The 18,046-nt window shown below is 59.8% G+C and carries 19 protein-coding genes; 11 read left to right on the top strand and 8 right to left on the bottom strand.

The features are described 5' to 3' along the window. Window positions 1-336: 336 nt before the first annotated feature. Entirely contained in the window at window positions 337-1,749 is a 1,413-nt protein-coding gene (locus CXY83_RS11115; protein WP_104197397.1) for a glycosyltransferase family 39 protein, read from the bottom strand. 556 nt (window positions 1,750-2,305) lie between these two features. Here CXY83_RS11115 and CXY83_RS11110 point away from each other — a divergent pair. Then, on the top strand, window positions 2,306-2,935 hold the full coding sequence (locus CXY83_RS11110; RefSeq protein WP_104197396.1) for a cysteine hydrolase family protein: 630 nt from the start codon (window positions 2,306-2,308) through the stop codon (window positions 2,933-2,935). Window positions 2,936-3,071: 136 nt separating this feature from the next. Then, complete coding sequence (locus tag CXY83_RS11105; protein ID WP_233200804.1) at window positions 3,072-3,371, top strand: PadR family transcriptional regulator; 300 nt, start codon at window positions 3,072-3,074, stop codon at window positions 3,369-3,371. 519 nt (window positions 3,372-3,890) lie between these two features. Here the strand turns inward: CXY83_RS11105 and CXY83_RS11100 are convergent. Next, a complete protein-coding gene (locus CXY83_RS11100; protein WP_104197395.1) occupies window positions 3,891-4,325 on the bottom strand; it encodes a class I SAM-dependent methyltransferase in 435 nt (144 codons plus the stop codon). Then, the gene (locus CXY83_RS11095) at window positions 4,261-4,650 is read right to left on the bottom strand and encodes a heavy metal-responsive transcriptional regulator (RefSeq protein WP_104197394.1); all 390 of its coding nucleotides are present in this window, start codon (window positions 4,648-4,650) and stop codon (window positions 4,261-4,263) included. Before CXY83_RS11095 ends, CXY83_RS11100 begins: the two co-directional genes overlap by 65 nt. A gap of 144 nt (window positions 4,651-4,794) precedes the next feature. Between CXY83_RS11095 and merA the strand changes: the two genes are divergently transcribed. The 4 genes from merA to CXY83_RS17425 all read left to right on the top strand — a co-directional run bounded on the left by merA (window position 4,795) and on the right by CXY83_RS17425 (window position 9,529). After that, on the top strand, window positions 4,795-6,252 hold the full coding sequence (merA, locus tag CXY83_RS11090; RefSeq protein WP_104197393.1) for a mercury(II) reductase: 1,458 nt from the start codon (window positions 4,795-4,797) through the stop codon (window positions 6,250-6,252). A gap of 32 nt (window positions 6,253-6,284) precedes the next feature. After that, complete coding sequence (merB, locus tag CXY83_RS11085) at window positions 6,285-6,947, top strand: organomercurial lyase MerB (RefSeq protein ID WP_104197392.1); 663 nt, start codon at window positions 6,285-6,287, stop codon at window positions 6,945-6,947. Between the two features lie 107 nt (window positions 6,948-7,054). Beyond that, window positions 7,055-8,404 carry an NAD(P)/FAD-dependent oxidoreductase gene (locus CXY83_RS11080; RefSeq protein WP_104197391.1) on the top strand — a complete coding sequence of 450 codons (1,350 nt, stop codon included), beginning with the start codon at window positions 7,055-7,057 and terminating at the stop codon, window positions 8,402-8,404. A gap of 912 nt (window positions 8,405-9,316) precedes the next feature. Further along, window positions 9,317-9,529, top strand: a complete 213-nt coding sequence (locus tag CXY83_RS17425) for a hypothetical protein (RefSeq protein WP_134571468.1) — start codon at window positions 9,317-9,319, stop codon at window positions 9,527-9,529. 1,034 nt (window positions 9,530-10,563) lie between these two features. Here the strand turns inward: CXY83_RS17425 and CXY83_RS17640 are convergent. Beyond that, window positions 10,564-10,740, bottom strand: coding sequence for a hypothetical protein (locus tag CXY83_RS17640; protein ID WP_158251875.1), 177 nt, complete (start codon window positions 10,738-10,740; stop codon window positions 10,564-10,566). Window positions 10,741-11,205: 465 nt separating this feature from the next. Here CXY83_RS17640 and CXY83_RS17420 point away from each other — a divergent pair, with 465 nt between their 5' ends. From CXY83_RS17420 to CXY83_RS11060, 3 genes are all read left to right on the top strand, one after another. Continuing rightward, complete coding sequence (locus tag CXY83_RS17420; RefSeq protein WP_146069915.1) at window positions 11,206-11,625, top strand: hypothetical protein; 420 nt, start codon at window positions 11,206-11,208, stop codon at window positions 11,623-11,625. A 645-nt stretch (window positions 11,626-12,270) separates the two neighbouring features. Continuing rightward, entirely contained in the window at window positions 12,271-12,996 is a 726-nt protein-coding gene (locus CXY83_RS11065) for a LysM domain-containing protein (RefSeq protein ID WP_104197388.1), read from the top strand. A gap of 82 nt (window positions 12,997-13,078) precedes the next feature. After that, complete coding sequence (locus CXY83_RS11060; RefSeq protein WP_104197387.1) at window positions 13,079-13,516, top strand: DUF1579 family protein; 438 nt, start codon at window positions 13,079-13,081, stop codon at window positions 13,514-13,516. Window positions 13,517-13,615: 99 nt separating this feature from the next. On the opposite strand, the gene CXY83_RS11055 is transcribed toward CXY83_RS11060, so the two are convergent. From CXY83_RS11055 to CXY83_RS17415, 3 genes are all read right to left on the bottom strand, one after another. Further along, a complete protein-coding gene (locus CXY83_RS11055) occupies window positions 13,616-14,137 on the bottom strand; it encodes a hypothetical protein (RefSeq protein ID WP_104197386.1) in 522 nt (173 codons plus the stop codon). A gap of 551 nt (window positions 14,138-14,688) precedes the next feature. After that, window positions 14,689-15,084: a hypothetical protein gene (locus CXY83_RS11045; RefSeq protein ID WP_104197384.1), complete on the bottom strand. Its 396-nt coding sequence runs from the start codon at window positions 15,082-15,084 to the stop codon at window positions 14,689-14,691. A gap of 101 nt (window positions 15,085-15,185) precedes the next feature. After that, a complete protein-coding gene (locus tag CXY83_RS17415) occupies window positions 15,186-15,542 on the bottom strand; it encodes a hypothetical protein (protein WP_146069914.1) in 357 nt (118 codons plus the stop codon). 175 nt (window positions 15,543-15,717) lie between these two features. On the opposite strand from CXY83_RS17415, the gene CXY83_RS11040 reads away from it, so the two are divergent. Together CXY83_RS11040 and CXY83_RS11035 are read left to right on the top strand one after the other, a co-directional pair. Continuing rightward, window positions 15,718-16,197, top strand: coding sequence for a hypothetical protein (locus CXY83_RS11040; protein ID WP_104197383.1), 480 nt, complete (start codon window positions 15,718-15,720; stop codon window positions 16,195-16,197). Between the two features lie 114 nt (window positions 16,198-16,311). Beyond that, on the top strand, window positions 16,312-17,046 hold the full coding sequence (locus tag CXY83_RS11035; RefSeq protein ID WP_104197382.1) for an NYN domain-containing protein: 735 nt from the start codon (window positions 16,312-16,314) through the stop codon (window positions 17,044-17,046). Window positions 17,047-17,153: 107 nt separating this feature from the next. On the opposite strand, the gene CXY83_RS11030 is transcribed toward CXY83_RS11035, so the two are convergent. Continuing rightward, complete coding sequence (locus CXY83_RS11030) at window positions 17,154-17,582, bottom strand: DUF6234 family protein (protein ID WP_104197381.1); 429 nt, start codon at window positions 17,580-17,582, stop codon at window positions 17,154-17,156. Between the last annotated feature and the right edge of the window lie 464 nt (window positions 17,583-18,046).

Raw genomic sequence — 18,046 nt, 5'->3', positions numbered from 1 at the left:
GCCCGCCCATCGCGAACCCTACTGCGCCAAGCACCGGGGAGGTGGACCAGCATCGTGAACCGTGTCCGACGCTCCGCCAACGTAGCTGTCAGCGCTCGTTGAGAAGTAGGCCAGTTTCGCTCTTCAAAAAGAAGGCCGCCCACCACGATTGGATGGGTGATTACAACTCACAAAAATCGAATGTCGCGACGGCCAAGTGAATCCGCCAACTTCTTGTGGGACGTCGGCACCTGTGCGCGTCAGCGCCTTGTCGAAGTCCATCCCCAAGACCGCAGCGTGCAAGTAATTCAAGGAGTGTTCTCAAGTGATTTTCTGTAGACCCCCCTCGGGATCACGTTAGCGTTCATACAGGGTGATGACGGAACGATTCGTTTGGTGCGAGCTGGTGTCGAAGAACCCCTTCGAGTGGAAGGCCGCGTTTATCTTCCGGGCAGCATCGGTACCTGTTGAGCCAGCCGTGACAACCCAGATGCGTTCGAGTCTTACCAGATTCGACTTAATCTCATCGAGTGATCGTGTTTCATCGGAAAAAGTACCCGTCGTCGTGAAAGGTGCCTCGAATGCAATGTCTTCGGTGCTGATGAACGCCGTTGGGTAGGCGTAGAGAGCCAGCCGCGGCCTGAGCGTGGATTTGCCAGTATCCTGCAAGTAAATTCCGTCGCCCTGGGCCGCGTTGGAGTGAATGTAGTCGGCAATCTGGGAGAGATCACTGCCGCCGTCCTTCGCGAACGGTCCTCGCTGGGAGATGTAAGTGGGCGCGCTGGCTAACACCAGAACGCCAATCAATGCCCAGACGACGATCGCCCGCGCCGATAGCGTGAAAGCAATCGCCAAAAGAACGGCGACCGCCGGAGCTGTGAAGGAGAGATACCGGGCGTTGTACAGGGGGCCGACAAGGGCATCGGCGGTCAGAAGTACAACAAGCGGAACTGAAAACCAGGACGCAGCAAGCCGAAATGCGCTGCCATGCGGTCCTGACCAGATTCTTCGACACCGAAAAGCGAGCACGAGCAAGGCGCACCACGCGAGTGCCGCAACAAGCCAGGAACTATCAAACGCTGGCTTCGCGCAAATAGTCCATATAGTGACGACCGGCAGGTCGGATAGCCATGCAATCTGCTCCTTCTGCTGAACGCTCACAACAAGAATTGGGAGTGCCGCCACCACGGCGCTAGATGCGGCGAACAACCACGCCGCGAGCACGCGGCGCGCGCGATAGTCCAGAAGCAAGAAAACAAAGTGAACGGCGAGGATGAGCACGGTATACAAGAAAATATAGGTTCCGGCTGCGACAGTGACCGTATAAAAGGCCCACCAGCGCCAGTCTCTGGTGCGCGCGGCCACCAGAAGGACGATGGTGACCCACACTGCAACCGCTGCACTCAGCGCAAACGAGCGAGCTTCGATACCCATGGAGGTCGTACGCGGGAGCACAGCAAATATCACACCTGCTATGACGGCAACTCTCAGGCTCGTCATAGACGTGACCAAGACGACCAGCCCTGCAGCCGCAGCGCCAACGGCAAGCGCTGAGAGCGACCGTGTCGCCAACTCGGACTCGCCGAACATACCCACCCATAGCTTTAAGAGGGAATAGTACGCGGCGTGCACCGCATCCTTGTGTTCGACAAACGCAAAGAGCTCCTGCCAACTGAGCCGGACCGCCCGAAGCGTCGCGACCTCGTCACTCCAAAAAGCGGGAACCCCAGAGCCAGCGATTGAGATGACGAGGGCAACCAGGCCAACCACCGCCGCTGTTCGGTTCCTCCTGCCTGGAGAATGAATGCTTACTTCGCCCGCGAGATGAACTCTCGAAACCATAAGTGGAAGTGCGTGCACGGTTGGCCCCCAGATCGATTTCTGAGCCTATTCCATATAATTCTTTGGCGAAAACTCGCACGTCCCGCAAACCGAACGTCCACCGGGACACCCCGGCACGCACGGAGCGCCGAAGGTGATCCGCACGGTTTCTGGGTGTGGCTTTTAGATTTGTATGGCGGTTTTTCTTCTGAATTTGATGGCGTCATTGACGGCGAGACCCCCAATGACGCGCCGTGTATCCCGGAATGACGGGTCCAACCCACCATTTTCATCAGGAACTAACGGCATAAAGGGACCACAGATCGCCGCCATAGACCGGCAAAGTCCACAGGCGGTCAACAGCCGTAGATCAATCCGGGGTGCACCCCAACTATGCGTCAGGCACCCTTATCTAAGAACGTCAGGAGAGTGCCATGTTTTGATTGGTAGACCTCCGGGCATCCGCCGGAAGTCCCATCTCACCACATCAACCAAAGGAGATCCCATGTCCTCACCCCGCCGCGCCCTGATCGTCATCGACGCCCAACAGGAGTATTTCGAAGGACTGCTGCCGATCCAATACCCCGCACGCGATGAGTCACTTATTCGTATTGCCGAGGCGATGGACGTTGCTGAGCAGGCTGGCATTCCGGTCGTCGTTGGGCAACATCAATCCCCTGCGGGTTTCCCGGTCTTCGCGCCGGAGTCGTCGACCTTCGAATTGCGTCCCGAGATCGCGAAGCGCGCCGACAACGTGGCCCATCGCTTCACGAAGTCATTCGCCAGTATCTTCGCGGGTACTGGCCTCGAGGAATGGTTGCGCGAGCGCGGGATCGACACAATCACCATCGTGGGCTACATGACGAACAACTGCGTTATCGGTTCCGCCGCCGCTGCCGAACCCCTCGGATTCACCGTTGAGGTGCTGTCGGATGCAACCGGAGCCATCGACATCGTGAATTCCGCCGGTTCTGCGCCGGCAAAGCGGGTGCACGAGACAATCATGGCCGTCCTGAACTCCAATTGGGCTGCGGTCGCCACGACGAGCGCCTGGACCGAAGCCGTAACGTCCGAGAACGCTGTCGCAGGAGACAACCTCATCGAGTCAGCTGCCCGGGGGCGGGACGCCAGGTAATTCAACGGACAGCAGGAATCGGTACGCAACGGCGTACCGATTCCTGCGCTTCCATGCTTTTGAAGGTATGAAAGTGCGTGATCGGTACGCAGTAGCGGAACCCCGAACGGGAAACAAGAATTAGAGTTTCGTCCGAATGGCCTCCCTGCCGATGCTCATTCTGAACGTGCTTTCGGTCGCGCCACGGCACGGATATGGCATCTCCCAGTCCCTCGCGTCGGCGGGGCTTCGACCCATCAAGGGCGCCCAACTGTATCCCGCGCTGGTACGACTCGAGGACGAGGGAGCGATCGTCGCACGCTGGGAGCAAAGCGAGTCTGGTCCCGCTCGCAAGGTCTATGACCTCACGGCGATCGATCATACGCAGAGGGAAGCGCTGCGCGGTCAATGGTTCGCCTTCATAGACGCGGCGGAAGCCGTGGGCCGCGCAGACTGAGCCGAGGAATTTCCAAATCTCTTTGGGATGGAGATGAACGCCTTGCGTGCATTGAGAGTTCATTGAGGCTCATTCCTCGCACGGGGTTTCTTGCGTCGCTACCGGTCGAGTTTCGTACCCGCAAGCCGAACCACTTGCGGGACGATTTAGGTTGTCATCAACTGGAGTCTGCAGCCGGATTGGAATCGACCGGATTACATGATCAGCAGGCCTCCATTCGCATGCAGATGCCGACAATCCAGGCGCCCCGTTAGATCCAGCGACCCAGGCCGAGAGAGGTCAGTAGAGTGTGTGGCCGGGGTAAAACTGATGGGTATGGAAAAACGGCTCGTGCAAGCTTTTTAGTGGGAATGCTCGTGATCGCGGAGTTGGGTGGCACCCCCGGGGTGGTGTCGTACGCGCACACGGATCCCAAACCCTTGGCGTTAGCAGCCGCCGGGCCGAGCATGCACTCATGCAATCTCGAGGAGATGACTCGGCCTCGCTGGCGGTCATTATTCTTCATTCAGACAGGATCCCTCAGCGAGCATCCTGGCGTCGAGCACTGACCGCCGCTTGCGGGCGCTGGCCTGCAGTCTTCCGCACATGCGATTCGAGAACGTCGAAGCCGGCGCGGCCCAGCTCCGCGCTGATCGCAAGCAGTGTGCCTCCAGGCTTGATCACGCGGCTGAACTCGCGCAAAGGTACCTGGATCGCGCCGGGCTCGTAGTGAATGAGTGAGTGCCACGACAGAACCCCACCGACCGAATTAGTGCCAGCGTCGATGGATTCGAGGCCTTCGATTACGAAGTCCGCGGTGGGAAATGCGTTCGCGGCATGCGCAATAAATTCAGCACTTGATCGATGCCCCCAGCGCCGCGGCGCGTCGAGCGTCTGGGCTGAGAACGTTTCAGAGGTAACTGCAGATTCGTTCGGAGTCGCACGCGGCAGGATCAGCGACGGCGGCGGCGTCATGGAATCGGGCGACAGTGGATCTAAGGGCGACCAGCTCGGCGATCTGCCAGTCCAGATCCGTCAGTTGCCTGGCCAGAAGGTCACTCACATGCGTGCAGGGAGCCTGGCCGGCGTCACGGATGCGCAAGATGTCACTGATTTGGTCCAGGGTTAGCCCCGCGCCACGACTCCGGCGAATGAAATCTAGCCGCGTGACTGTTTCGTCCCCATAGAAACGGTACCCGTTGGCCGCTCGTTGAGCGGCGGGAAGCAGTCCCCGGTCTTCGTAAAATCTCAGGGTTTTGGTTGTCATGCCAACGGCCGCGGCCACTTCACCAATGCGCACTCTGTGCCTCTCGCCCGCATATCGGGAACTTTCACACTTGACCTTCCAGTGTAGGGGAAGGTGCAGACTGGGCCCAGTACAAAAAAATCATGCACGTTCTGGTCCAAGACAGGTTCGGGCATCCACAGCTTTTCCGGAGGATTCATGTCTGAAGCAACAACGTCTGAAACAACAACGTCTGATTTTGACTTGGCGATCATCGGTTCCGGTGGGGCCGCGTTTGCTGCCGCCATTCGAGCGACGAACTTGGGTAAGCGAGTGGTGATGATTGAGCGCGGAACAGTCGGTGGGACCTGCGTGAACACGGGCTGCGTTCCGTCTAAAGCCCTGCTAGCGGCGGCCGACGCGCGCCACGTTGCACTGGATTCCGGACGATTCCCGGGGATCTCTACCTCCGCTGACGCAGTCAATATGTCGGAGCTGATTGGTGGCAAGCGTTCTCTGGTGGACACGATGCGCACCGGTAAGTACGTGGACCTGATCGGTGAGTACGGCTGGGAGCTACGCCAAGGCACTGCCGTGTTCGCGGGGTCTGCTGATGAGCCGGTGTTGGACGTCACCGGTTTCGATGGGTCGGTGGAAACCGTGCGCGCCGCCCACTACCTGGTGGCAACCGGGTCGACCCCGTGGGCGCCTCCGATCGCGGGGTTGCAGGAGGTGGGCTACCTGACTTCCACGACGGCCATGGAACTTGACGAGGTGCCCGAGTCGCTGCTGGTGCTAGGCGGTGGATACGTCGCGTTGGAACAGGCGCAGCTTTTCTCACGGCTCGGCTCCACGGTGACACTGCTGGTGCGCTCCCGGCTGGCTTCGGCGGAGGAGCCGGAAGCGTCCCGCACCCTGATGAGCGTCTTCGCGGACGAGGGTATGCGGGTCATCCGCCGGGCCACTGTGTCCGCCGTGCACCTTGACGAGTCCACCGGCGAGGTTGTCGCCGTGGCCACAACGGGAGGCGGGCGGGAAGAGTTCCGTGCCAGCAAACTGCTCGTCGCCACAGGGCGACGCCCCGTGACGGAGGGCCTGAACCTGGGTGCAGTCGGCGTCAACGTGGGAGAGAAAGGCGAAATTGTGGTCAACGGCATGTTGGCCAGCTCGAACCCGCGAATCTGGGGTGCCGGGGACGTGACCGGACACCCACAGTTTGTGTATGTGGCCGCCTCCCACGGATCCCTGGTGGTGGATAACGCGTTCACCGATGCCGGACGGGTGGTCGACTACCGTCACCTCCCCCGAGTCACCTTCACCAGCCCCGCGCTGGCCGCGGTAGGTATGACTGACAAGGAGGCCAATGCGGCCGGCATCCGTTGTGAGTGCCGGGTATTGCCGCTGGAATACGTCCCCCGAGCCCTGGTCAACCGGGATACTCGCGGCTTCATCAAGATCGTCGCCGACGCCCAGACACGGCGGATCGTGGGGATCACTGCCGTCGCCAAAGACGCCGGTGATCTCGCCGCTGCCGGCGTCTACATCTTGGAAGCCGGGATGACCGTCGACCAAGTCGCCACCATGTGGAGCCCCTACCTGACCATGGCCGAAGGCATCAAGATCGCCTGCCAGTCCTACAACACGGACGTTTCCAAGCTTTCCTGCTGCGCCGCCTAACCACCTCAACCTCACGAAGAAAGGCACTTCTCATGACGAATGAAACCCATCAGGTCACAGAACGACTCACCTCCGGCGATGCAGGACTTGAAACCTGGCTCTGGCTGCCGCTCATGAAGCTGCTGGCCCAGGGCGACGCAGTAGACATTGCAGACTTGGTGGCTGCGTCCGGCCGGCCCGCCGAAGACGTTCACCGTGCCCTGGCAGCCGTTCCCGAGACGGAGTACGACGGGTCCGGTCGGATTATCGGGCAGGGCCTGACTCTTCGGTCCACCCCGCACCGCCTCGAGGTTAACGGTGAACAGCTCTACACATGGTGTGCTCTGGATACCCTGATCCTGCCAGCCGCCCTCGGAACGTCCGCAAGAATCGAATCGGCCTACGGGGCGACTGGCATTCCAGTTCGGGTAAGTGTTGACGCCACCGGGGTGACGAGCGTTGAGCCTGCCACGGCCGTGGTCTCCCTGGTCAATCCGGAAGACATGAGCTCGGTGCGTTCAGCGTTCTGTAACCAGGTCCACTTCTTCGCGTCGCTTGAAGAAGCCAAGCCTTGGCTTGACAGCCACCCCGGCGGTTCCGTGATATCCGTCGACGAGGCTTACCGGCTCGGTACCTCCATTGCCGAAACAATGCTCAAAGAGACGACACCGCAGCGGTCCGCCCAACCTGACAACGGGGCGCACGGCTGCTGCTAAGACCGCAGTGCCGCACCGGCACCGTCACCGTCACCAATCCACTGCAGTCTCCGTTAGAGCTCCACAAACAGAACCTGATGTAGACATCTGAGATTAAGGAGAAAATTGTGAGCGAACATTTTGATGTTGCGGTGTTAGGCATGGGGCCCGGTGGCGAGGTGGCCGCGGGCCGTCTGCTCAAGGCCGGTAAGAAGGTCGCGGTCATCGAGCGGGAATTGATCGGCGGTGAATGCGCCTACTGGGCCTGCATCCCATCCAAGACGCTGTTGCGGCCAGCTGAAGCCCGCACGGAAGTCCAACGGGTAGCCGGGGTATCCAGAGCGGAACTGGACTGGTCTGAGGCCAGTAAGTACCGCGATTACATGATCCGGAATCTCGACGACAGCGCACAAGTCGACGGGTATGCCCGCCACGGTGCCGTCGTGATCAAGGGCGAAGCTCGCATCACGGGCCCCGGCCGGATCCAAGTCGAGGACCGCGAACTCACTGCGGAGCACATCATTATCGCGACCGGCTCGGAGGCAGTCATCCCCGATCTCGACGGTCTCGATCAGATCACCGCGTGGACGAACCGAGAAACGTACACGACCAAGACTCTGCCGAAGAGTGCGGTGATCATCGGCGGTAGCGCCGTCGGGACCGAGACCAGCACCTTCCTCTCCCGCTTTGGAGTGAAAGTCACACTCGTCCACCGCGGCGACCGGCTCCTGGAACGCGAAGAACCCAGGGTCGGGGAGCTGACCCATAAGTACCTGACGGAGTCCGGAATCGATATCCGTCTGGGCGTGACCGCCCGCCGGACCCACCGGACCGGCGACCAGAGCGTGATTGAACTTGATGACGGCACGGAGGTGACGGCCGACGTTGTCATTTTCGCAACCGGACGCACCCCTCGTACCAAAAATCTCGGCTTCGAAAACGCTGGTGTCACTCTGGGCGATCACGGGCAGGTGCAGGTGGACGAATACTGTCGTGCGGCCGAGAACGTGTGGGCCATCGGAGACGTCACCGGCATAATGCCCTTCACTCACGTGGCTAAGTACCAGGGACGGATCGCAGCAGACGCCATTCTTGGCCAACCGCACACCGCGTCCTACAGCGGCATCCCCCGCGTCGTGTTTGGAGATCCCGAAATTGCGGCCGCAGGGCTCACAAAAGAACAGGCCGAGCAGCTCGGTATACGGACCGTCGCAACAGAGCTTGACCTTGCCAGCGCCATCGCTCGCCCCTGGACCTACGAACAAGACCCTCGCGGATTTCTCGGACTCCTCGCCGACACCGACAGCAAGACTCTCGTTGGCGCTTGGGCCGTGGGGCCAATGGCCGGCGAGTGGATACATCATGCTTCCCTCGCCATCCGCACACAGATCCCAATCGAAATCCTGCGCGACCAAGTCGCCCAATTCCCCACCTACAACGAGGCCTACCAAGCAGCACTCGAGGAACTAGACATCTAGCTACTATCGCCGAACGATCCGCAGTACTGCCGTTCCTGGGCGCCTGAACGCTCCCGCAAGGCCGCTCGGATAGCACGGTGCCGTTCGCGCGAATAAGCCTCTACGGCGAGCCCGCAAGCCAAACCTTGTACGGGACGGCCTTATCGCGCTTTGAAGGAGCAGATCACAACAGTGCATGTCGCAGTCGTGGTTGCCGTTCGAATACCTTGTGGAGTTCTAGATTCCGAGACAGCAGCATTGGGAGCGGGGCCCACGGACTGACTTGGTTCGAATAGTTAGGCTGGAACAAAAAGGGGTGGGGATGAACTGGGATGCACTTAATTGGCTTGGGTGTTTCGTGCTCATTAGACCGCACGTCTGAGGGCTCGCTCTCTTTTTCGCTTCAAGAATTTGCGTGCCTTGACGATTGCTCGCAAGTTGCCTTTCGGAGTGATCGCGGGTTTGGAATAAGCTACCGCCCTGAGGGCGGTCAGGGGCAGTTGGTGGAATCCGAGCTGCGGTATCACGTCTCGATGGCCTTGCTGCCCGATGAGGGAATCGTAGAGGATGCTGGAGAGCGGCTCCCTTGGCATGAATATTGTGAACTTCTGGAACGAATCGGGATAAGCGCATCGGTCGAGATCTTGAAAAGTGGCCCCTATATTTTGCTTTTCTCTCCCGAAGTGCGGCGACTACTTGAACATGAGTAGTCGCGAGGACGATCGTCCGGTCAGAAAGAGACAATCTGGAAAGCAACTACGAGCATTCCAGTGATGAGTGGTGCGACGACCGATTGAATCCGCCGAACCCTCTACGGGTCATCGGGTCGAGGCTAAATTCCGGACGGCGATGGAAAGCGCAGAGATTGCAGCCGAGACATACCAAATGTCAATTTTAAGTTGACAAACTGGCGTGTCAATCTATGATTGACACATGCACCAAAACACTTCCGTCTCGAAATCGCGGGCAGCAATGACATCCACATTCCTCGCGCTTGCTTCCGTCGGCATCGCTCTTTCTACGCTGCTCATTGCTTCCCTTGCGATCAAGATTGCCTTAATCGTCCTTACCGCATTTCTGCTTGTCGCAACTGGGATGTCCCTTGCACTCGATATTGCACGCCCCAAGCCTTCCCGCATCTCGTGAGTCCATCACCGGAGTGGGTCGACGACGCTCTTCGCCACGCTCTATCAGATGCAATTGCAGCAGTTGACCCGTCCCTGGCGGAGCGTCTTGAACACGAGCCCAACTCATACCTGGACCTCATCGATCTGACAGCCCGGAGCGCTGAGGAAATCGCTCAGCTTCTGCAACTCGCAGTCACTTCCGCTCGTCAAGCTGGCGTGAGTTGGGAGCGCATCGGGCAGCAACTTGGTATGAGCCGGCAAGCGGCCCAGCAAAGATTCGGGCGGGTTCATGACGGTATCGACTCTCCTCCCTCTGCCGAGATGCGCCGTCTCTATCCGCTCACCGCGTTTGACGAGATGGACGAGCTAGCCGCAGCCGGACGCGCGGGGTGGCATTCAATTGGTTATGGAATGTACTTCCATGACGTCATCCAATCCGATGAGCAATGGGAACACCTCCGAGTTGTTGCATTCGCCTCCAGCCGACGCGCAATGGAGAGCGAAGGATGGCAACGAATAGGAACAATGTGGTTTCCCTGGGCCTACTACGCGCGTTCCACGGGCAAACCAGTCGAATCTAACGGTGCTCCCGGCGATCAAACCCGCTAGCCGAACTTCGCGGCACCAACGATGATCTGGCCTCGCGATTGGGTGCGAACGTCCGCTGCCCGCAAACCGAACCCACAGCGGGACGCTCAGAGCGTCGGGGCGTTCACTGAATTCAGGATGCAATATTGAGGATGATGGGACCGACTTTTCCAGGTCCTCCGCCTGATCCGTGCCGCTCACGCGGACTCAGCTGAGTGTCACGTCCTTTTCGACGAGGACGTCTCTGCTCGCTGAAAGCGCGGGAATAGTGACATTCTCCGGTGTCGCCATTGCTGTCGAAATTTCCCACGAGTCTTCATCGATCCTGGAAGCGAAGAACGGGAGAGGAACTACAGAGGGAACCGGCGTGAAGGTCTCAAGTTGCTGTGGATCACGGGTCTCAATGCGAGCGGGCTCTGGCGATAGCTGACTTGGATCCGGGTCTGAACATTCACCGTCGGCGCACTACTCGACGACACTGACCTTGGACGTTGCGCCTTCGAGCCTGACAGTGAGGGTATTGGCCCAACCGATCGTGGGGCACGCCGAGATTGAGCAGCCGGACACAAACGCGCTCACCACGAGCGCCGCGATGAGAGCCATCAGCCAATTTGCCCCATTGATCGATCGCGTGAAAGCCATGTCGTCCCCATTCATTGCTCGTGATTTGAGGATATCTGAACCGTTTTCGCCACGGTTTGGATAAGCGAAGTGTCACGTTATTGAACGTCAGCTTCTGACTGCGAGAAGTCCGGACGCCGAACCGCGTACGGGAACTACATTCACGAGAACGCTGCTTCGAGCTACGTCAACTGCCCGCGCAGAAACCCTTATCGCACGTGGCCAATCGACGTGAATGCGAGCGGGGTTCCGTACGACGGCGCGAACGTGAACAACCTGAACGTGATCCGACGGGTTACACCTGGAAATGGCGCCTGGCAGTCCGGCCCGTGCAGCGGCATCATCACCGCCTAAGTCACCCTTGCAACACAAGGTGAAACGATGAGTGCGTCGAGCTACATCACCCCGATCGCTTCCTCGTACTATAAGGGGAGGCACACACTTCTGGAGAACATTCAGGCCCAAGCTCCGTGATTGCAGGCGAGAATGACTGACGACACAAGTACTGTGCGGACCGCGTCCGGGGTAAAAGCGGTCCTGAGGCTAATGCGGTCTGACAAGTCGATTGTGCTGGAAGTCACGGCTGTTTCTTCCGAAGCTACGCGCGAATTCGATTCTGTCTACGAGCGCGCCTTAGAACGCTATCTGGAAGCAAGCGTGCGCAATGGAATCCGCTACGCTGGCACCCCTCCCTTATCCGGCGCCCATGTAGTGCTGGCGGAAATTTGCGTCATAGCTCCAGTGGCGATGCAATCCATTGGACGGGAAGTTCGTTCCGTGGGCGGGACGGGTTCGGAATGGACGACTCGATGGGTATGGGATCTATCTGGAATCGAGTCTATTGACGGGGAATTAGTCGTGCAAACACACGTCGATGAAATCAAACTGCCCTTGTCTCGACCGTGAATAGCCCCTACTAAGCCCACCCGGCGAGGAATCGCGACGCGGAAGTTACGGCGCTTCGCCAGGTTCAGGCCTGCGTGTTCCCGAGCGAGTGCATCTGACAAACTGAGCGAGTTAGATTCCGCTCGTGAGAGCTACTAGCTAGCCAGTGGTGCACGTTCATTCGCGCGGCGGAAAGCACTGGCCGCGCCGAGTGAGTCGCGATCTTCCAAGCTCCGTTTCGTTAGCCGAACCCTCTGTCGGTGCGTGGGTTAGTCCTCGTGCAGCCAGCCAGCCCGACCTTGGTCGGCAAGAGTGTTTCATCACCGGGCATGAAAGGCTGATGCAATGAAAGCCTTGGTGTTAACGCCAGCGCCGGCAACCAGGTAAATGCGCCACATAACGATCACATTTCGCCGCCACATAGCGCCGAAAGTCACACCCAGAAATCGTGTGGCGCGCCGATTCTCATAACTACGTCGCATAACCGCAGGCCTGAACCGTGGTACTTGCCATTAGTTATGAGACACCCCGGGAGCAAAAATGACGAAACTGACCGGTGTCGTTTTTCGAAGTCGTCTGCACAAGTGGTCGTACTCGCGCTCACACCTCGCTCCAGCCACCGACGAACCTCAATTCCCGTAAGGGCCCCCCTTTACGCGACGGTTCATGGCGATCGAAGCGTCGAGCCATTCCGGCGGTCGAGGCCTCGGCTGGACCGGCGATGGGGCCGACGTCGTCATCCCCGACGGTGTCATCGGCACGGCCGAGCTCACACCGGCCTCGGGCGACAACACCATCTCCGGAACCGTCGTGGTCACCGCGGAAGGCGGCGGGTTCGACGTCGCGCTGAAGGGCTTCAACTCGGATGTTCCCGGAGGCGTGCAACTGTTCTTCAGTCCCTGGTCGAAGACGACGACCTGCCTGGCCGACATGTACAACTTCTCGTTCGGTAACCTCTCCACGGACGCCGATCAGCCCGGGCTGAGCCTGGGCGACAGGGACTTTTCCCGGGGCGACCCCAGTTACTATCTGACCGCCGTCATCACCGCGAGCACCCCGGCCACGACCGATCCTGACGGCTGCGTGCTCACTCCCCGGGCGGTCGGCACGATCACCTGGGAGGTGCCGGACACCCGCCCCGGGTTACTCGCCGTCGATACAGGCGCTCGGTTCGGCGCTGGCGGCGCCACCGCCACAGCCGGTGCTTCTCCCATCTCCTACCGTGCGGTCGCCGGCGACACGCTCAACGACATCGCCGACCGCTTCGGCATCACGCCCGACGACCTCGGCTTCCTCAACCCGCTCACCAGCCGCCAGCTCCAGCCTGGAGACGATCTAAACCTTCAGGTGGCACTGCGCGGCGGCGCCTCGGTCCCGCCATCCTCGGCCTGAACCGTTGACATCCGGTCGGGCGATCCGTCACCGGCCACCTCAGAGGATTGCCCGGTTTGGCTCCCGAACGTAGGGTTGAATCATGGCTGAGCATGAAGAGTTGGCAGTTTTTCTGGGTGACTGGCATGCCGAAGGCACCTCTTATGGTGGTGACGCGCAGTCGCTGGATAATCCGCACGCGGGAGCAAGTCCGTGGAACAGCATCCACTCCGCCCGGTGGCATTCGGGCAACTACTTCATCGTGCAAGATGAGCGCGCGAACGGTCCGTTCGACACACTTAGTCTGATGGGCTGGGACGCTGAAGCCGGCCGCTTTTTCACCCGAACGGTCGAGAATCACGGCTTCGCACGCGATTACACTCTGACTGTCGACGGTCATACTTGGACGCTGACGGGCGAGCACGAGCGAGCAACGTATCGATTTGGCGAAGGCGGTCGCAGCCAAGAGATCGCTTGGGAGTGGAAACCCGCTGAAGTATGGTTACCACTTTGCGACCGCACCGCTAATCGCATCAATTGATCGAGCACCAACGGCTTTCAACGGTGGGTAAGTCTGCCTAGCGCTGTGTCATACGGGAGCCCCTGCGGCACGAGCCCATCTCAAGAACGCTTGATGGGTTCAGGACGCAATTTCGAGAGTGACCGGGGCCGCTTCTTCAGGGCCGCCACAACGGTCGCTACCGCCGACTCGGACCCAGTTGAGCGTCACGTCCTCGTCGGCGAGGACAATTCCGCTCGCTGAGAAAGCGCGGAGTGTCACATTTTCCGGGGACGACATGCTGAGGGCGATCTCCCACGAGTGGTCATTGATCTTGGAAGCAAAATACGAGAGCTCCACTGCACGGGGATCGGGCGTGTACGTCTCAAGATCTTCCGGCCACAGAATCTCTCCGGGAGCGTGCTCGTCGGAGTACGGCTGGCTGGGAGCGGGAGTTGAACACTCATCATCGATGCACAGCTGCACGAGGCTGACGTCATCGGTTCCGCCGTCAAGCGTCACTGTAAGCGTGTTTGCCCACCCGATCGCCGTACACGCATTCATAATCGGACCCGAGCAGCCTGACAGTACTGCACTCGCGATGAACACAGCGCTAAGCCCGACGAGACGCTTGCCCGCCGTGGCCAGTACGGTGTTAGCCATGTCGTCCCCGTTCACTCCTTACCACTGAGGCTAGCGGAGCCGCTGATTGCGGCGCGCGCAGCCTGCATCACCGTCTGTGGTTGGTTGAACGCGTTCTAATCCCCGTCAGCTTGAGCGCGTACAGCACGGCTTGCCACGGCGGCGGCAGAAAGCACGAAGACGAGCAACCCAGCGGCACCGATGAAAATCGATGTGAGCGCAATCGGCAAAGAAACAGGAAGGACGGACGGCAAAGCAAAGGCGATTGCGCACCAGCCCGCCTATTGCGTCGGAGGTTTCTCTGCTTGATGTGTGGTGAGGCACGCACTATCGCTCGCCATCGTCACAGGAAGACGTATGCCAGCAACCGGATTGCGTCCAAGACGTCCGCTGACTGCAGCCTGCGCCATCCCGAGCACCAGAACGCCAGCGCCCACCATGACCACGAACAGCACCAACCTGGCCATTATCTTGTCGCCCATACCTTCGCCCTACGATCTGCCTCATCCGCCCACCAAACGACTGCACACCCGTAAGCGGAACCCCCCATCGGGACGGTCAGGGCTAATTCTTCAGAGCGATGCGTGCCAGGTTCGCCGAGTGGCAAGCCGGGCGGTCAGGAAGAGCGCAAAGCCCAGGACTCCGAGGATCGCGGCGAATGTGATTCCCCAGTCCCACACGCTGGTCTGGGTATGCACTAGGAGGAGTTCATGCTCGCTTGTGAAATAGGAGCATTGGACCCCAATGGGGAAGAACGAAAATGCGCCGTCCGTGGTCCAGCCTGCTGGGGGCAGAGGCAGACTGCCTAGCTCGGGGTTCTGAGAGCAGGATTCTCTGAGACCCGCATGGGAGATGATCGCGAACTGAAGCCCAGCCAGGGTGATGAGGGCGAGCGACGGAATGCCGAGGATCCAGGACCGCGCTGTCACGGCGAGGAGCACGGGAAAAGCCGGTCTTTGCAATTGCATTTCGTGTACCCCCCTTCCTGACAGAGTACGTGCTGCCAGTCACCGGGTATGCGTTTGAAGAAATCACAAGCCTGACAGAGTCAGTGCCTGCAGCCGAGCCCTCACCGAAACAGTTCGTGTCCACCAGGCGGGTCGAGTTCATGGCCGCGTGATTGGAGCGATCGCACCAAGGCGACGGTACTGAGCGCGGTCAGCGCAACTACCGCGGTCAGGCTGCCGATGCCAAGACCGGTGGCGAACCAGCCGGGAGACATAATCAACTCCAATCCGTTTGCATCCAAATAGCGACATTGCAGTCCTACAGGCCAGACAGAAAAACTACCTGAAGCGCCGAGCTCGCGCACGGCACCATCCGGTATCTGTTGGGAAATGGCGCACTGATAGTCCGGGGCTCGCGCCTGATAGGCGGCAACGGCAACGGGCACGCTGCAGAGCAAGGCTGCGGCGAGGAGGACCACGATCAGTCCAATTTGGAAGCTTCGGTTCATGCCTGATCGAACCACACATGTGCGGGTGAGCTCATGAGACGGGGCTCTCAACGGTGAGCGGAACAGTTAAACGTCGCATTGAAAGGTCACAGGGTGGCTCGCCAGCTGCGTCGCAGGGGAACAGCGAAGGACCTAAGCTGCCAGCATGACGGATGGCAATGAGCGGGGTCGATACGTACCGATGCAACGAGGATCGGTCGGTATTGCGCGCGCTCAGCGCCTGCCGTTCGATATTTCCAGCCTGTCAGTGACTGGTCTGGTCATCATCTGCGAACTCGGTGATCCGGTTCCAGAAAACGTCAGGCCAACTATGACCATGACGATGACCCAGTATTTGCGCCTATCTGACGAATCGATGATTCGTCTCGACATGGATCGTGGAGTGGCTTCGTCCAAGTATGGGCACGTCCGGCCTGTCTCCTGGAAACGCCCAGCGGCCGACGTGATCGCCGAAGTTCTCATCCTGATGCGGGGGGATGATGCTGCGAAACCCGATTCGTTTCCGTGGGAAGCATATGCGGAGGCCGCCCAGCTGAGGGGAATCGCGGTTGACGCCGAGGCACTGCGCGATCTTCCGCACACAGTGCTGCTGTCGGATGAGCTCGCCACGATCTACGAATTCTGAGCAACGACTGGCCTGCACCTCAAGAGTGCTCTCGGTCCTGAACTTTGGCGTCCCACAAGCCGAACCCTGAGCGGGCGGGACCAATTATTGGGCGCTGACTGCCATGCTTGTCACATGGTGCAGCCGAATGATCTCCTTGCCGTCCTTGTCGACGCTGACAACGTGCCGCCTGCAAAGATCGGCGCAGTTCTCGCCGAGGTCGCACGTTTCGGCACGGCCTCGGTCAAGCGGGTCTACGGCGATTGGACCAAGCCGAACTTAAGCAGTTGGAAGCCAGTCGCGAGCGAGCACGTGATTCAGCCGATGCAGCAATTTGCCAACACGATCGGCAAGAACGCTACCGACAGTGCACTCATCATCGATGCCATGGACCTGCTATACACCCGTCGATTCCGCGGATTCTGCATAGTGTCATCCGACAGCGACTTCACGCGTCTCGCGTCCCGTATCCGCGAAGAAGGCGTTATCGTCTACGGCTTCGGAGAGCGGAAGACGCCCGCAGCGTTCCGTAATGCGTGCGATCTATTCACCTATCTCGACGTGCTCGAAGAGGCTGAAGGGGAGAGTGCGGCTGCGGCGCTCACGCGCGTTTCACCCCCGAAGCTGCGCAGCGACACGAAGCTCATCTCGGGGCTTCGGATAAGTGTCACCACCGCATCGGGAGAGGACGGATGGTCGAACCTTGCCACGGTGGGCCAGCTAATGCGCAAGCAACAGCCCGACTTCGACTCACGAAACTGGGGATACACAAAACTGTCCGACCTAGTTCGAGCGACGGAACTCTTCCTCATCGAGACCCGACCTGCTGGCGGACTGCAGCTACAAAACAAGAAGAAGAACGGTGACTGAGCACGGTCTCGACCGGTGCGAGAGCACAAGGACTTCAATCGCTCGCGTTGCTCAACCCCAGGCCTGACGACCTGCATGCGGTAAACCCCTTCAGCGGGCCCGGGAACTCAGCCCCCGATGCAGTCGCCGCTTCCGCTGTAGCAGGGGCGATAATTCGGGTTAATCGTTGAAGCCGGGGGTTCAGGGCGCCAGTCGGTCCTTGGCACTGACATCAACAGCGCCACTCCAAGAGCCATGATCAACGCGACGCTCGCGATGAACACGAGGCCGACCCGACGCCGCACGATTGCCCTCACGAGGAGCCCGACTTGAAGGGCGACCATGATTCCGGCGGTCACCCAGTAGCCCACGATGTCCGAGGCCGGCGGCTGCGGGCTCAAGCTTGCTGAAAACGCGCGGCGTACGAGCTCGAAGGTCAGCACGAAAGTCACAAACGCGGACCCGAGAGTAAGCAAGTCGAAGCCGCCCCTTTTGGCAGGGGCGGTTGCGTGGTCACTGACGGTAGCAACGTCACCGATTCCCCGCCATTCGCTCATGACGCCAGCCTAGTCACGGTCGCCCGGGAGCTGATCAGGCAGCTCGACCACTCTGGACTCGTCTGCGATTTCCTAACTCGTCCCTTGAGGCCACGCATAGTCCCGGAGGTGATCGTGATCGCTCGCCAGCACTTCTATCGTGGCAAATGCGGACGGTGCACTCTACTCACCTCTATGACCGCGCGCGTCGGATCTCGGGTGCCGGTGCTCAACTGGCGCTCAGTGCCTGCAAGAGGGACGGCGACCGGGACACCCGAACGTATGAGGAACGCCAGCGACGATCCGCAGAATCCCGCGGGGGATATACGGGGCACTCCAGAAGCACGGCCGGATGCTGAGGGCTACGCACGCGTATTTGTACACAACCGCGACCTCACCACCCAAAGAATGCTTCCGAATCACTGAACTTATCCGCGCCGCCAGGTTCACGGGTTACCGCGACAGCCAATGTGTCGGCGACACCA

This window comes from Cryobacterium sp. M15, assembly GCF_002929675.1.
Taxonomy (GTDB): Bacteria; Actinomycetota; Actinomycetes; order Actinomycetales; family Microbacteriaceae; genus Cryobacterium; species Cryobacterium lyxosi.
This window is presented reverse-complemented; position numbering and strand designations above follow the sequence as displayed.

Coding starts and splice junctions, on each gene's coding strand:
- CXY83_RS11110 (WP_104197396.1), top strand. CDS start 2,306: ATGTCCTCACCCCGCCGCGCCCTGATCGTCATCGACGCCCAACAGGAG.
- CXY83_RS11105 (WP_233200804.1), top strand. CDS start 3,072: ATGGCCTCCCTGCCGATGCTCATTCTGAACGTGCTTTCGGTCGCGCCA.
- CXY83_RS11100 (WP_104197395.1), bottom strand. CDS start 4,325: ATGACGCCGCCGCCGTCGCTGATCCTGCCGCGTGCGACTCCGAACGAA.
- merA (WP_104197393.1), top strand. CDS start 4,795: ATGTCTGAAGCAACAACGTCTGAAACAACAACGTCTGATTTTGACTTG.
- merB (WP_104197392.1), top strand. CDS start 6,285: ATGACGAATGAAACCCATCAGGTCACAGAACGACTCACCTCCGGCGAT.
- CXY83_RS17425 (WP_134571468.1), top strand. CDS start 9,317: ATGCACCAAAACACTTCCGTCTCGAAATCGCGGGCAGCAATGACATCC.
- CXY83_RS17640 (WP_158251875.1), bottom strand. CDS start 10,740: ATGGCTTTCACGCGATCGATCAATGGGGCAAATTGGCTGATGGCTCTC.
- CXY83_RS17420 (WP_146069915.1), top strand. CDS start 11,206: ATGACTGACGACACAAGTACTGTGCGGACCGCGTCCGGGGTAAAAGCG.
- CXY83_RS11065 (WP_104197388.1), top strand. CDS start 12,271: ATGGCGATCGAAGCGTCGAGCCATTCCGGCGGTCGAGGCCTCGGCTGG.
- CXY83_RS11060 (WP_104197387.1), top strand. CDS start 13,079: ATGGCTGAGCATGAAGAGTTGGCAGTTTTTCTGGGTGACTGGCATGCC.
- CXY83_RS11055 (WP_104197386.1), bottom strand. CDS start 14,137: ATGGCTAACACCGTACTGGCCACGGCGGGCAAGCGTCTCGTCGGGCTT.
- CXY83_RS11045 (WP_104197384.1), bottom strand. CDS start 15,084: ATGCAATTGCAAAGACCGGCTTTTCCCGTGCTCCTCGCCGTGACAGCG.
- CXY83_RS11040 (WP_104197383.1), top strand. CDS start 15,718: ATGACGGATGGCAATGAGCGGGGTCGATACGTACCGATGCAACGAGGA.
- CXY83_RS11035 (WP_104197382.1), top strand. CDS start 16,312: ATGGTGCAGCCGAATGATCTCCTTGCCGTCCTTGTCGACGCTGACAAC.
- CXY83_RS11030 (WP_104197381.1), bottom strand. CDS start 17,582: ATGAGCGAATGGCGGGGAATCGGTGACGTTGCTACCGTCAGTGACCAC.